The 13703-nt window shown below is 60.9% G+C and carries 10 protein-coding genes; 8 read left to right on the forward strand and 2 right to left on the reverse strand.

Translation table 11 applies throughout. From position 1 onward, the window contains the following. Nucleotides 1-27: 27 nt before the first annotated feature. From ACO06O_RS05435 to ACO06O_RS05450, 4 genes are all read left to right on the forward strand, one after another. Entirely contained in the window at nucleotides 28-1572 is a 1545-nt protein-coding gene (locus tag ACO06O_RS05435) for a trimethylamine methyltransferase family protein (protein ID WP_421877096.1), read from the forward strand. Between the two features lie 115 nt (nucleotides 1573-1687). Beyond that, nucleotides 1688-2926: an amidohydrolase family protein gene (locus tag ACO06O_RS05440; RefSeq protein WP_421877098.1), complete on the forward strand. Its 1239-nt coding sequence runs from the start codon at nucleotides 1688-1690 to the stop codon at nucleotides 2924-2926. Between the two features lie 55 nt (nucleotides 2927-2981). Continuing rightward, complete coding sequence (locus tag ACO06O_RS05445) at nucleotides 2982-3485, forward strand: PAS domain-containing protein (RefSeq protein ID WP_421877100.1); 504 nt, start codon at nucleotides 2982-2984, stop codon at nucleotides 3483-3485. Nucleotides 3486-3621: 136 nt separating this feature from the next. Continuing rightward, nucleotides 3622-5055, forward strand: a complete 1434-nt coding sequence (locus ACO06O_RS05450) for an alanine/glycine:cation symporter family protein (protein WP_421877102.1) — start codon at nucleotides 3622-3624, stop codon at nucleotides 5053-5055. 66 nt (nucleotides 5056-5121) lie between these two features. Here ACO06O_RS05450 and ACO06O_RS05455 read toward each other — a convergent pair whose 3' ends face one another. Continuing rightward, nucleotides 5122-5886, reverse strand: a complete 765-nt coding sequence (locus ACO06O_RS05455) for an AAA family ATPase (RefSeq protein ID WP_421877104.1) — start codon at nucleotides 5884-5886, stop codon at nucleotides 5122-5124. 227 nt (nucleotides 5887-6113) lie between these two features. After that, nucleotides 6114-7271: a formylglycine-generating enzyme family protein gene (locus tag ACO06O_RS05460; RefSeq protein ID WP_421877106.1), complete on the reverse strand. Its 1158-nt coding sequence runs from the start codon at nucleotides 7269-7271 to the stop codon at nucleotides 6114-6116. 153 nt (nucleotides 7272-7424) lie between these two features. Here ACO06O_RS05460 and ACO06O_RS05465 point away from each other — a divergent pair, with 153 nt between their 5' ends. The 4 genes from ACO06O_RS05465 to ACO06O_RS05480 all read left to right on the forward strand — a co-directional run bounded on the left by ACO06O_RS05465 (nucleotide 7425) and on the right by ACO06O_RS05480 (nucleotide 13703). Then, nucleotides 7425-8744 (forward strand): hypothetical protein, encoded by a 1320-nt coding sequence (locus ACO06O_RS05465; RefSeq protein ID WP_421877108.1) that lies wholly within the window; start codon nucleotides 7425-7427, stop codon nucleotides 8742-8744. Nucleotides 8745-8856: 112 nt separating this feature from the next. Continuing rightward, nucleotides 8857-10314: a sensor domain-containing diguanylate cyclase gene (locus ACO06O_RS05470; RefSeq protein ID WP_421877110.1), complete on the forward strand. Its 1458-nt coding sequence runs from the start codon at nucleotides 8857-8859 to the stop codon at nucleotides 10312-10314. A gap of 343 nt (nucleotides 10315-10657) precedes the next feature. Continuing rightward, nucleotides 10658-11761 carry a hypothetical protein gene (locus tag ACO06O_RS05475; protein ID WP_421877112.1) on the forward strand — a complete coding sequence of 368 codons (1104 nt, stop codon included), beginning with the start codon at nucleotides 10658-10660 and terminating at the stop codon, nucleotides 11759-11761. Between the two features lie 46 nt (nucleotides 11762-11807). Further along, the gene (locus ACO06O_RS05480) at nucleotides 11808-13703 is read left to right on the forward strand and encodes a S1 family peptidase (RefSeq protein WP_421877114.1); all 1896 of its coding nucleotides are present in this window, start codon (nucleotides 11808-11810) and stop codon (nucleotides 13701-13703) included.

Consider the following 13703-nt stretch of genomic DNA (forward strand, 5'->3'; position numbering starts at 1 on the left):
TGCCCCGCGTTGAAGGAGGACAGGGCCATGGCCAGAATTCAGGACACCGCCGGACGACGGGGACGCAGACGGGGCGGCGGCCAGACGGCGCCGTTGCGCAAGCCCGATTACACCCATCTTCGCCACCCGTTCCAGCCGCAGCCCGCCTTCAGCGACGATGCCGTCCAGGCGATGCACGACACCGCCCTGCGGGTGCTGGAGGAGCTGGGTCTGAAGGTCCTTTTGCCGGAAGGACGCGCTGTTTTCCGCGAAGCCGGCGCGATCGTCGACGACGATACCGAGATGGTCCGGATCGGTCGGGACATTATCGAACAGGCCCTGAAAACCGCGCCGCGATCCTTCGTTTTGCGCGCGGCAAACCCGGACCGCGCCCAGACCTTCGAACTGGGTGCCATGTTGTTCATGGCGGGGGCGGGCTGCCCGCATGCGACGGACCGGCTGCGCGGACGGCGACCCGGATCGTTGCGAGATTTCGAAGAGACGCTGACGCTGCAACAGAGCTTCGACGTCATTCACGTGCTGGGGCCGTCGGCGGAACCGCAGGATGTGCCGGTGGCCCTGCGCCATTACGCCATGACCCGCGCGCAGCTCGCCCTGACGGACAAGCCGATGTTCGTTTATGCCCGGGGGACGCCCCAGGTCCTGGAATGCTTCGAAATGATCCAGCGCGCGCGCGGTCTGGATCAGGCCGGTTTCGAAGACGGTGTCTGGGCGACGACGATCATCAATAGTAATTCGCCCCGCCAGTTGGACCGCCCGATGACCCAGGGCATTATCGATTTCGCGCGGCACAACCAGCTTTCGGTCATAACGCCCTTCTGCCTGGCCGGGGCGATGGCGCCGATCACGGTGTCCGGCGCGCTGACGCTGCAGCATGCCGAGGCCCTGGCCGGGATCGCCCTGGCGCAGCATGTCCGGCCCGGTGCGCCGGTCGCCTATGGCGGGTTCTCGTCCAATGTCGATATGAAATCCGGGTCGCCCGCCTTTGGCACGCCGGAACATATCAAGGCGGCGCTGGGCACCGGCCAACTGGCCCGTCATATCGGGCTGCCCTGGCGCGGGGCGGCGGGGTCGGCCGCCAATATTTCAGACGCACAGGCCGCCAATGAAACGGTGATGAGCGCCTGGGGTGCGGTCCTGGCCAATGCAACGGTGACGGTTCATGCGGCGGGCTGGCTGGAGGGCGGGCTCAGCTTCGGATATGAGAAATTCATCAACGACGTGGAATCGCTCCAGACCTTCGCTGAGCTTTGCATTCCGCCGGGCGGGGATGCCGCCGAGATCGGTTTCGATGCCATCGCCGACGTCAAGCCGGGCGGTCATTTCTTCGCTACCGCGCATACGATGGAACGGTATCAGACGGCCTTCTACGCGCCCCTGGTCGCGGATCTGTCGAATTTCGGCAGTTGGAGCGAGGCAGGGGGCCTGACCTCGACCGAGCGCGCGACCGATATTTGGCAGAGCGTTCTGGCCGGGTTCGAACCGCCGTCCGGAGGGGCTGAGGCGGCCGATCGGATCGACCAGTTCATCGCCGACCGAACCGCACGCGGCGGGGCGCCGCCGGAATCCTGATACGGCGCTTGGCCATATTTTCCGTACAGGGCTGGATCGACCTTAGTCCGGGTGCTTAGATCGGTCACGAACCCATTCGGACCCATGAGCCGATCTGATGCAGGAGAGAGCCACCGTGACCCAGCCCCATGACATCGTTCTTCGCAACGCAAATATCCTGGATACCGAGGCCGGGGCGTTGTTGGGCGAGCATTCCGTCCTGTTGCGGGACGGCCGGGTTGCGGAGATCGAAACCGGCGCAATTCGATGTGATGGCGCTGAGGAAATTGATCTGAAGGGCCGGACGTTGATGCCGGGCCTATGCGATGCCCATGTCCATGTCACCGCCTTCACCGCGGATTTCGCGAAGCTGAAGTCGACCTCGCCCTTTTATGTCGCTGCGCGGGCGGCCGAGACCTTGCGCGGTATGGCCAGTCGGGGCTTTACCACGGTGCGGGACGCCGGCGGCGCGGATTGGGGCCTGGCCAAGGCGGTCGAAGAAGGGCGCATCGACGGGCCCCGCCTGCTGTTCTGCGGCCACGCCCTGTCCCAGACCGGCGGGCATGGCGATCTGCGCGGGCCCGGCGAGGACGGGTTGGATCAATGTTTCTGCTGTGCCGGGTTAGGCCATGTCTGCGATGGCGTCCCGGAGGTGCTGCGCGCGGCGCGGGAGGAGATCCGGCGTGGCGCGACGCATCTTAAGATCATGGCGTCGGGCGGTGTCTCATCCCCGACCGACCGGATCACCTCGACCCAGTTCTCCGAATCCGAATTGCGCGCCATTGTGGGCGAGGCCGAGGCGGCATTGATCCCCGTCATGGCCCACGCCTATACCGCCCGGGCGATCAACCGCGCGGTCCGTGCCGGGGTCACATCGATTGAACATGGCAATCTGCTGGACGATGAATCCGTTCGGCTGTTGAACGCCCATGGCGCGACCCTGGTGCCGACCTTGATCATTTACCGTTCATTGGTGGAGGAGGGCGAAGCCGCGGGCTTGGCCGCCGATCTGGTGAAGAAGACCTGGGACGTCCTCGACGCCGGATTGGTGGCGCTGGAGAAGGCTTATCGCGGCGGTGTGCATATCGCTTATGGCTCGGACCTGCTGGGTCAGATGCACCGGCGGCAGTCGGAGGAGTTCACGATCCGAAGCGAGGTCGTTCAGCCCGCCGATCTGGTGCGTCAGGCGACCCTGAATGCCGCGCAGCTTTTCGGCATGGCCGACCGCATCGGCCGGGTGAGGCAGGGATTCTATGCCGATCTGATTGTCGTCGATGGCGATCCGTTGAGCGACATATCCTGCCTGGCACAGCCCGAACGACATATCCGCGCGGTCCTGAAAGGCGGAAGCTTCCTCAATCGTAGGGACCTTTAGGTTACGGGATCTCTAAAATTTACGCGTATGCGTCGAATTGGTCTAAAAAGGCTGGATGATATTCGACGGCATTTCCGGAACGGATCTGTGGGTAGAGGCGGCCGAGGACCGCGCTTATCTGCGCGACCATGGATTTCCCGCCGCGCATCTGTCGGACGCCCTGGCCTATTGGCGACACGAAATGCCAGACGGTTCGCTGCCTCCCGTGGCGTCGATCGACCCGTTGAAGATTCCAAGAACCGCATTGCCTTGGTCCGATCTGATCGGCGTTGTCTATGACCCGCTGCGATTTCAAATCCGGCTGTGGGGCACATCCGTCGTTCGGGCGGTCGGCCACGACCTCAAAGGGACTTGGCTGGACGAGGCGGATATGAAGGACGGCATTCGTCGGCTGACGGCGGTTGTTGAGCATCGCATTCCTTACTTCGCCCGCATCCCGTTGACCTGGCATGTCGAGGAATATCGGCACCGATCCCATTATTGCAGTCTGGGACTGCCGTTTCGCGATGAAACCGGCGCCGTCAGCCGCATTCTCTGCTTTCTCGATTTCGAGACCTGAAATCCGTGGCCTTTCAGCGGTCGGCCAAAAATTGTCACGACACAACCGATAGGTTTGTTAGTTTACTGTCTACCTGCTGGCGATAAGCCGGAAAGGCGGCCGGCGCCAAAACATAGTAAGGAATTGGAGGTGGAGTATGTCTTTAATCGAAGGGCTCTTCGGGGCCATCGGCGATTTCACCTGGGGTTGGTCGCTTATTCCCATTCTGGTCGTCTTCGGCATTTTCATTACCTGTCTGACCGGCTTTGTTCAGTTTCGGTTTTTCGGCCGCATGTTCCGCGTGTTGTCGTCCAAGAACCAAAGCGGCGATCCCAACGCGATCTCGGCGCGGCAGGCTCTCCTGGTGTCGGTTGGCGGGCGCGTCGGTGGCGGTAATATCGCCGGTGTGGCAGTTGCGATCACATTGGGCGGACCGGGCGCCGTATTCTGGATGTGGGCGATTGCCCTGGTCGGCATGGCGACCAGCCTCGTCGAATGTTCGTTGGCGCAGCTCTATAAGCGCCGGGAGCCGGACGGCATGTTCCGCGGCGGTCCCGCCCGGTCCATCATTCATGGGCTGGGGGCAAATTACCGCTGGCTGGCGGTACTCTATGCGATCTGTCTGATTGCCGCCTTCGCGATCGGGTTCAATGCGTTCCAGGGCAATACGGTCGCCGGCGCGGCGGAGGAAAGCCTGGGCATCGACCGCTGGTGGACCGGCGGGCTGCTGACCATCATTGCCGGGTTCGTCGTGTTCGGCGGCATCCGCCGCATCGCCAAGGTCGCCGATATCGTCATCCCGATCATGGCGCTGGCCTATATCGCCATGGCGCTGGTCGTCATCGTGATCAATATCGGCGACCTTCCGGGCGTCATCTGGTCGATCGTGGCCAATGCGCTGGGCTTCGAAGAGGCGGTCGGCGGCGGGATCGGTGCCGCCATCGCGCAGGGTCTGCGCCGAGGCCTGTTCTCCAATGAGGCTGGGTTGGGGTCCGCGCCGAACGTGGCGGCCACGGCGGATGTCCGCCACCCGATCAGCCAGGGAATCACGCAGTCCTTTTCGGTCTTCATCGACACGATCCTGATCTGCTCCTGCACGGCCTTCGTCATCCTGCTGGGCGACGTCTATGCGCCGGGCGAGGAGGCGATCGACGGCATTGTGCTGACCCAACAATCGCTGGTCTATCACCTGGGTGAGTGGACGCAGTATTTCCTGACCTTCATCATCCTGCTCTTCGCCTTCAGCTCGATCATCTACAACTACTATCTGGGGGAAAACGCGCTGACCACGATCACCGGACATCCGATGGCGCTGAACGTGCTGCGGGTGGTGATCATGGGCATCGTCTTCCTGGGCGCGGTGGCGCCCGGTGCGACGGCGGTCTTCTTCTTCTCCGATCCGATGATGGGCGTCTTGGCCTTGGTCAATCTGATCGCGATCATGATGCTGTTGCCGACTTGCCTGCGCCTTCTGCAGGATTTCCGGCGGCAGTTGCAGAACGGCGTGCAGCGGCCGGTTCTCAATCCGGACGATTTCCCCGATCTGGACATCGACCGCACCGCCTGGACCGGCGAGGCGCCGAAAAACTAGCCTGGCCGTTCGCTTCGATTGAAGGGAAGGGGCGTCATTCGGCGCCCCTTTCCATTTGGGGCAGGATCAGGAATCGAACCGGTCGAAGATTTCGCGCAGATAGGCGTCGGGATTTTCCAGGAACCGCCGGGTGATCCGGTAATGGCCGGTATCCCGGTAATCCGCCAACCGGATCGTATCGCCCTGCAGGTAGTAAAGGTCCGCATTCGGATAGGCCATCAGGATCGGCGAATGGGTCGCCATGATGACCTGGGCCTCTCCGGATTCTTCCAATGCCCGCAGAATGGCGAGCAGCTGAATTTGCCGCTGGGGGGACAGGGCGGCTTCCGGTTCGTCCAGGATGTAAATGCCCTTACCGCCGAACCGGTTCTCGAAAAGCGACAGGAACGCCTCCCCATGGGACTGCCGGTGTAATGACGAACCGCCATAGGATGCATAGGCGACGGAGCCCGCATGGCTCGACATCTCGTCCAGATAGCCGGCGAAGTTGAAGAAGCTCTCGGCCCGCATGAAGAAGCCTTGTGCCACCTTCGGCCGCCACGCGAAGGTCAGAGCATCCGCGAGGGGGGCGACATCCGCCGTTTGGTCATAGACGTGATCCCGGTTGCCGCCGCTGACATTGAAGCCGCAATGGTAGGCGATCGTCTCCAATAGGGTCGATTTGCCGGACCCATTCTCGCCGACGATCACGGTTACAGGCGTGGAGAAAGTCAGGTCGAGGCCGTCCAGAATGGGCAGACTGAGTGGATATTCCGCCCTGTCCTTCGGCGGTTCGCGAAAGTACACCCGCTTCAAGAAGGGGGCCCCCAGTTCGAACCTTTCCTTCGCCATACCGGACATTCTCCTGGGAATGATTGCGAATGGGACGCCGCGTCCCCTGTCGCGGCGAACGGAGGGTATCAGAACAAAAAGGGTCTAAAAAGTGTAATTCGCCACGAAGTCAGCATGCTTCGAGTTCCGACATTGGACCGATGCCGGGATCGCTTACCGGCTTTCCGGCGAGCTGTTCGGTCCTGTTTGAAAGGACGTCGATTGAGCCGTTGCGGCCGTTACGTCGATCAACGCAATTCCCGCATCACCCTGAACCCGGTCAGGGAATCCCAGCGATCGCCGGCATAGGACAAGCGCCGATCCACGATAAGGTATTTCGGGACCTGCGCCCAGGATCCCGATTTCAAGATCCGCTTACAGTCGCCGCTCGCATCCGGCAGGCTCCCGTCGGTCGGGACGTCCTTGAATGGCCAGTCGTAGCATTCATGCATAAGCTCCCAAACGTTGCCGGTCATGTCATGCAGACCCCATGCGTTGGCGGATTTGGTGCCGACGGGCTCGGGTTGGTTTCGTTGCGCCGTTGAGGACGTCCAGGCCATTTGTTGAAGGCAGGCGAAATCGTCGCCGCACTGGTATGCCATATTTTCCCCTGCTTTCGCGGCATAGGTCCATTCGGCCTCCGAAGGCAGGCGGTAGGAATGTCCTGTCTTATTCGACAGCCACGACACATAGGCCTGGGCCTCATACCAACTCACGCAACTGACCGGATGCTGATCGCTTGTCGATGCGTAGCTGTTTCTCCAGGATCGGCCTGAACGCTTTTCGAACTTGTGCTCGTGCTGCGCCAGTTTGGTGATGTGAACCAGACAATCGCCCTGGCCCCTGAATCCTGTTTCCTGCGCGAATTTCTTGAATTGCCCGACGGTAACTTCGGTTTTGCCGATCGCAAAAGGGTATGGAATGTTCAGCGTCAATGTCTGATCGCCGTTGGCGCCCAGATTGGTGATTTCGACCTTGCCCGGTGATAGCGGCACCATGACCGGACAATCCGCGCAATCGAAAAATTCCCCTTCGGCCAGGGCCACATAGCGGGGTGACTGCTTCGCCTCGACTATACCGGCCAGGGCCTCGGTATAGTATTTCCCGCCTTTCCCTTCGGCCTGCAGATATGCAATCCATGCCTTCTCGGCGGCATTGGCATTCCCGGCATAGAGATTCGCCTTGCCTTCAAAATGCAGGAAGCTCGGCGGCAGTTTGAACTGCCCGTCCTTCAGACCGTTGATCGCCGTCAGGGCCTGTTCCCATCGTTCGTTTTCGATGTGGGACGCCAGTTCCTGGACCTTCAAATCGAACTCGATTTCCGGTGGAAGGTTCTGAGATTGGGCCGGTAAGGGGGCGTGCGAGAAAAGGAAAACTGCAAAAACGAAACGGATCAGACTTGTCATGGAAACCCCTCGAACCTCTCAACATGCAACGCGCCCAGGCATTGAAGTTTAGTAATTGCCTGAACGAGGGCAAGGGTCTTGGGCATTTGACAAATCAACGGCTTGCCAAGACTCTCTGGCGGCATTTCATCAGCAGCAATCGCGGGAAAACATATGTTTCAGAGTCTTGTCGGAAACCGGTTCGGGCGCCGGATGGGGCGACCGGCACTTGCCACCGCGTTTGCGCTGTTCCTGGCCTCTTCACCCGCCGTCGCGAAGGACCTTCCTGACGGTAAGCTGCCGCTTCTGAACACCCTCAACCTGTCTGTGGATAAGCTGAACGGCCTCGCAGGCGGGGAGGGGGCGGTCGCACTGTCCCGACTGACGATTCATTACAAATTCGATGTTCTGTTGGGCGAACCGGTCATGTCCTTTCGGGGAAATTACGACTTCCGGGCGCCGGCCATCGTGGCGGTTCCCGAAAATTGCTGGAAACTTGTCCGGGAGAAAGGCCTGGAGGGCATGACAGCCGCCGCATCTCCCTATGTGCGCCTAGACATGACGGAACGCTTCCGGGCGGCCTTTGCCGAGGCGGAGCTGCTGTCGGATTCGATTTTCTCCGTTCGGATTGTGCCGAACCAGAAGATCGTACTGAGTGACCGGCGCCTCGATGTCGCGGGAATGCATGTGCGGTTCCGTCCGGACACGCTGAAGCGGTCATTGGAGCTTGGCATGATGGTGAATAGCAGCCCGTCCTGGCACCAACTGCTGCAAAGAAAGGACGGCAGCTTTTACAGCAAGGCCGAAGCGAAAGCGGTCTTCAAGGTCGGGTTCGAGGTCGAAGACCTTGAGCTGGTCGAATTGGATTACAACGCCAATGCCCTCAGGTCGGCGGCAAGGGACTATTGCCGGGAGGCCCTGGCGGCGGCCGAGAAGACGGCGGAGACGGCGAAGCAGGAAGCCCCGCCGGCAACGGTTTCCGCCCTGGAGAATGCCTTGGAGAGCGCATTCGGCGGCGCGGAGACACCCGCTTCCGCAAACAGCCGGAACAGCCAATTGCCACAATCGGAAACCACCGCCGGGGCCAGCATCCTGGAGGACGCTTTCGCCTCGGCGGAGGAAAGCCGGGCCAAGCGCCTGAAAATTGAGGCGCTGAAAAACTCCAGCGACCAGTTCCTGGGGGTCACCGAGACGCCGTCGCGCATTCTGCGGGTCCTCGCGCAGGATCACGGATCCGAAGACGGGGATATGGTAACCATCTTTCTGAATAACGCGGAGGTTCTTACCTTCACGCTGGCCAATGCGACCCGGCAGATCGACATTCCGCTTCAGCAGGGGGAGAATGTCCTTGAAATCAAGGCCCTGAATCAGGGGAGTTCCGGGAAGAATACGGCCCTATTCTGGGTCGAGACGGAGGACGGCAAGGAGTTGGTGAGGCGCGAGTGGAACCTGTCGAGCGGGGGTAACGCGAAGCTTCTCGTCATCCGTATTTAAGGTCTTTGGCAACTGGTATCGGTCGATTAGGCATGAAGTTTTGGTTGTTCCCGCCCCGGTTCTGTGATCTCAACACCCCGCCCGGGATTGGTGTCGGTGGAATGAGAAAAATATGGTCGATTGGAGCCGTCCGAAGTCAGTGCGCGCGCCGCTGATTGCGATCATATCCGTCATTCTCGTCGTGGGGTTCTCCGTAACGAATCTTGTCAGCTATTATGTTTCCAAGACGGAAATCCGCGCGTCTTTGGCGAATAGCGAACTGCCGTTGACCAGCGACAATATCTATTCGGAAATTCAGCGTGATTTGCTGCCGCCGGTCTTTGTGTCCTCGGTCATGGCCACCGACACATTCGTGCAGGGCTGGCTGAAGAAGGGCGAACTCACACCGGTCGAGATGACGCGGTATCTCGATGAAATTCGGCGAAAGTATGGTTTCTTTACTAGCTTCCTCGTTTCTGAGAGATCCCGAAAATACTATCATTTCAGCGGGATATCACAGGTGGTCTCGGAAGATGACAGCCGGGATGAATGGTATTTCCGCGTCCGGTCGCTAGATCAAAGTTACGAAATGAATGTCGATTTCAATGAAGAGCAGGGCGATGCTCTGACGATCTTCATAAATTACCGGGTCGTCGATGAGACGGGCGAACTCCTCGCCGTAACCGGCGTCGGATTGGATGTGCAATCGGTGTCGAAAATCGTCGACCGATACAAAGATCATTTTGGACGCCATGTGTACTTCTTGGATGAACGCGGAAACATTCTGGTTCGATCCGAGGGGGCAACCCTGACCGAGGCGAACATTGCCTCGGCCGCCGGCATCTCGGTCATCTCCGAAGAAATCATGGCAACCGAACATGGCGGCTTTGAGTATGAACGGGACGGGGAAGTCCTTCTGCTGAGCACGCGCAACATTCCCGAACTGAAGCTGCGCGTACTGGTCGAGCAGAGCGAGAGCGATGCCTTGGAGGGGATTTTTCAATCCACTCTCACGAACCTGATCGTCGGCCTCGCGGTCATTATGGTGACGTTGCTGGTCGTCGTCGTCGCCGTGAACCGGTTCCATTCCCGGTTGGAGTGGATGGCGACCAGGGACAGCCTGACAGGACTGGTCAATCGCGGTGTGTTCGACGCGTCCCTCGAAAGAGAAACCAAGCTGCTGAAGCGCGATCCGACGCCGTTCAGTCTGATCCTGTTCGATATCGATCACTTCAAGCGGATTAACGACGGCCTCGGGCACCTCAACGGCGATCGAATTCTCCAGGCGGTGGCGAAGGTCACAAGTCACTCGGTTCGAGATTCAGACCTTTTGTGCCGTTGGGGCGGCGAAGAATTCGTCATCCTCGTAAGCGATTGTGACGTCGATTCTGCCATGGCCAGGGCGGAAACGATCCGGACGTCGATAGAGGAAAGTGCGGAGATTCACCGCATCGGCGGGGCGGCGGTCACGGTCAGCCTCGGTGTGACCGAGGCGCGCGTCGGCGATACGCCGGACGACATTTTGGCACGCGCGGACAAAGCCCTCTACGAAGCGAAAGAGCAGGGGCGAAATCAGGCCTGCCGCGCCTGATTGAACCAACTGCCAATCTGTCCCTCATGGATCGTGTCGCCGCAGAGAGCGGTGAGGCGCTTCTTGCCCGAAAATCTCGGATTCGAACCAACGCCCCCTGCCTCTAGAAGGCACACGGTGCCGTGTTAGGTCGCCCGAAGTGAGGCGTAAGTCGGGCCGATATGGCTTTGCGATATCGTCGTCGGCTGGGGGAGGGGGATATCATCCGGTCCCTCGGGCAACTGATTATGGCGACCGGCGCAGCAAGTGAAGTTTGTATAACACCGGGCTTTTCTCCTGACAGGAGATAGATTGTATGATTTGTTAGACTGCTCGGTTCCGTCGTCATGTGGGGAGGGTGCGTATGGAACGGCTCGTTGTGGCCATCGCGTCCCTGACGTTGCTTTTGATTGTTTTCTTCGGATTCGCCCTTCTTTTGCCGGCATGCGGCATATTTTCTGTATTGCCCTGGTGGAACGATTATTGCGCGGTGCAGGAAGCGGACGCGGCGGAGCGCGGTGCGGCGCTGGATCACGAGCGTGCCGCGCTGGAAGGAGAGATCCGCGCCCTCGAGCGTGAGATTGCCGCGCTGGAATGTTCGCCCGAACAACCGCCTCCAACGCCGGAACCCGAGCCACCGCCGGAGCAGGAGGCCCAGGTCGAGCCGCCTCCAGAACCTGAACCGACGCCTCCGCCGGAGGAAGACCTCGCCGAGGCTTGCGAACCGGATCAGAAGGCGGTGCGTCCTTCTGAAATCATGTTCGTTCTGGATACGTCGCGCAGCATGCGGGATTCCATTGACGTGCCGGCATCTCTGCAGCGCGCCGAGGCGGAGAAGGTCAAAGAGATCGACGCACTGGCCGCTCAACTGGAGCGGGGCAATGTCTTTGCGGCAGTGGGCTTAGCCGCGGCGCAATCTCAAATGGAGGATATCCAGCGTCAGATCGACCGCGTGCCGGGCGAACGTCGGATTACAATCGCGCGTGAAATTGCCATCGACGCAATCGAGAAGGCACCGGAAGACATCACTATCGGCCTTGTCGACTTCAACGAATGCCGCGGTGAATATCATGGGGCGTTCTCTGCGGCGCAAAGACCCGCACTGACCGCGCGGATCAATAATCTAAGCACCGAGAACCCGACGGCGCTGGCGGCCGCCGTGCAGGAGGCCGGCCGGCGCATGCAGGGCGGTCAGACGCCGGACGATTACGTCAACATGGTCGTTCTGACGGATGGCGTGGACAGTTGCGGCGGCGACCCTTGCGCCGCGGCCCGGGCGGCGAAGGCGGGCCGGCCGGGATTGGTCATCAATGTCGTCGACCTGTCGGCCCTGACAGTCGCCAAATGCATGGCCGATATCACAGGCGGTTTCTACAATCGCAAATCCGATGGGATGGATCTCGCCGATCTTGCGCGGTCGATGCGCGAGGCGGCGGGATATGAGGGAGAAGGCGTGTGCAGAAACTGACATCGGCGCAATACGTGAATGGGCCACGCCTGGAAGGAGCGAACCGGTGAGCGAAGAGACCTTCTTCATCGTCAAGACAAGTGTCGAAGACATGGACCTCATCGATTTCGGCGGCACGCCCGTCGTCGATAACTTCGAGGCCCTTAAGGCGGCGATAATTCAAACGGCCGGCCGCGACGCGGCGGAACTATTCGCGGAACCGGTCTACCGGCGCGGCAACGACCGCGCACCGGCAGTCATTTCCTGGTACGCCAATGTTCCCGATGACGCCCGCCCGCTGTCAGAATGCGAAGGGCAGGACCGGGACCTGATCGAAGCCAAGCTTCGGGAGCGCCTGGCGCCGCTGCTGGATGGGATCGCCGATGCCGGGGTTGGCCCTATGATCGGCGCGGCCCTGCATCTGAAGGACGCCAATTGCATCTATGCGGTCGGCGGAAGGCCGATCCTGGTCAATTGGGGCATGGTGCCATCCTCCGTTGGGCTGACGCCGAATGCGCGCGGCAGGCATTACGGCGCCACTCTGGGCGCCTATTTGCCGCTTGCGTCCGCCCCGCCCATCAATGCGGAGGAGTTGGGGGCACTTTCAGACCGGTTGGGGGCTCGTGCGGCTGCGGCCGAGGAGGTTCCGGAAGAGCCGAAAGTCTCCGATAGCGGCGCGTCGGCGCCGAAGGCAGGCGAACCCGTTGTATCGCATGCCGGCGGCGGCGGCGGATCGGGCGAACCGCCCGCCGTGACAGATCGAAACGGCGGTGGCGGACGGTGGCGCTGGATCCCGCTGATCCTGCTTTTGCTGATCATGGGCCTGGTGTTGGCCTATCTGTTGATCCCCGGCACACTGCTCTATCCGCCGGAAACCGTTTCGATCAGCGGCGACGAATCCGCCCGGATCGCCGAAGAGCAGAACGATTCCCTGCGTCGGCGCCGGGACGAATTGCAGCGGGCGCTGGACGGTGCTGTCTGTCTGGACGACGGATCGCTCAGATTTCCGGCTACGATTGACGAAGCTGCCGAGAGGGCAAATGGCGGCGCCGGAGATAGCGGCAGTACGGCCACCAGCGAAGACGTCGTCCCCCCGCCCCCCGGCCGTTTGGAGGTTCCTCCACCGGATGGCTCTACCGATTCAGCAACCGATCTCTTGAGCTTTATCGAGGCGCGGACGGCCCTTGTAATCACCGAATTTCAAGGCGGGAAAGGGTCCGGGACCGGCTTTTTCGTCGGACCGGACCTATTGGTGACGAACGACCATGTCGTTTATGGGGCGTCCGGCGACCAGGCAAAGATCGGGAAGCCGGTCGCGCTCTATGTGAAGAGCGAGGCCCTTGGCCGGGTCATTCGCGCGGAACTGTTGGCGTCGAGCGGCCAATCCAGGGGGGTCGGGCGCGACTTCGCCCTGTTGCGGGTTCCGAATGCCAATGCGCAGCATTTCACGGTCTGGGACAGCGAGGAATCGGTGAAGCTGAAACCCGTCATCGCGGCGGGCTTCCCCAGCGCCTATTTCAAGGTCGATCAGGAAGGCCGGGCCATCCAGGATACGCAATCCGCCGCCGTTCCCGACATGGTCATTACCCAGGGTACCGTGAACGCGCAGCAGAATATCGGCGCAGAAGGGGTTCTGTCGCTGATCCACTCCGCCGATATCTCAAGCGGGAATTCGGGCGGCCCTCTGGTCGATCAGTGCGGTCGCGTGATCGGCGTCAATACCTTCGGTATCCAGGACGAGGTCACGCGCCGCTTCCTGAACTTCTCGCTGCATACCAAGGAATTGGTTCGTTTCGCGGAAAGCAAGGGGCATACGATCCCGGGAACCGATCAGGCCTGCCGGCCTCAGGTTGCGGAACGCACCCAGCCGCCGGGCCCGGAAACGCCGCCGGAAGGCGACACACCGGCAGAGCCGGCCGAAGAAGGCTCAGACCCCGCGGCGCAAGACGGTAAGGTAGACTGA

The sequence above is a fragment of the Pacificispira sp. genome (genome assembly GCF_965228185.1).
Lineage (GTDB): Bacteria > Pseudomonadota > Alphaproteobacteria > UBA8366 > Aestuariispiraceae > Pacificispira.

What these genes read in the sequence shown, in the direction of transcription:
- ACO06O_RS05445 (WP_421877100.1), top strand. Translation starts at nt 2,982, where the DNA reads ATGATATTCGACGGCATTTCCGGAACGGATCTGTGGGTAGAGGCGGCC.
- ACO06O_RS05465 (WP_421877108.1), top strand. Translation starts at nt 7,425, where the DNA reads ATGTTTCAGAGTCTTGTCGGAAACCGGTTCGGGCGCCGGATGGGGCGA.
- ACO06O_RS05450 (WP_421877102.1), top strand. Translation starts at nt 3,622, where the DNA reads ATGTCTTTAATCGAAGGGCTCTTCGGGGCCATCGGCGATTTCACCTGG.
- ACO06O_RS05475 (WP_421877112.1), top strand. Translation starts at nt 10,658, where the DNA reads ATGGAACGGCTCGTTGTGGCCATCGCGTCCCTGACGTTGCTTTTGATT.
- ACO06O_RS05470 (WP_421877110.1), top strand. Translation starts at nt 8,857, where the DNA reads ATGGTCGATTGGAGCCGTCCGAAGTCAGTGCGCGCGCCGCTGATTGCG.
- ACO06O_RS05455 (WP_421877104.1), bottom strand. Translation starts at nt 5,886, where the DNA reads ATGGCGAAGGAAAGGTTCGAACTGGGGGCCCCCTTCTTGAAGCGGGTG.
- ACO06O_RS05435 (WP_421877096.1), top strand. Translation starts at nt 28, where the DNA reads ATGGCCAGAATTCAGGACACCGCCGGACGACGGGGACGCAGACGGGGC.
- ACO06O_RS05460 (WP_421877106.1), bottom strand. Translation starts at nt 7,271, where the DNA reads ATGACAAGTCTGATCCGTTTCGTTTTTGCAGTTTTCCTTTTCTCGCAC.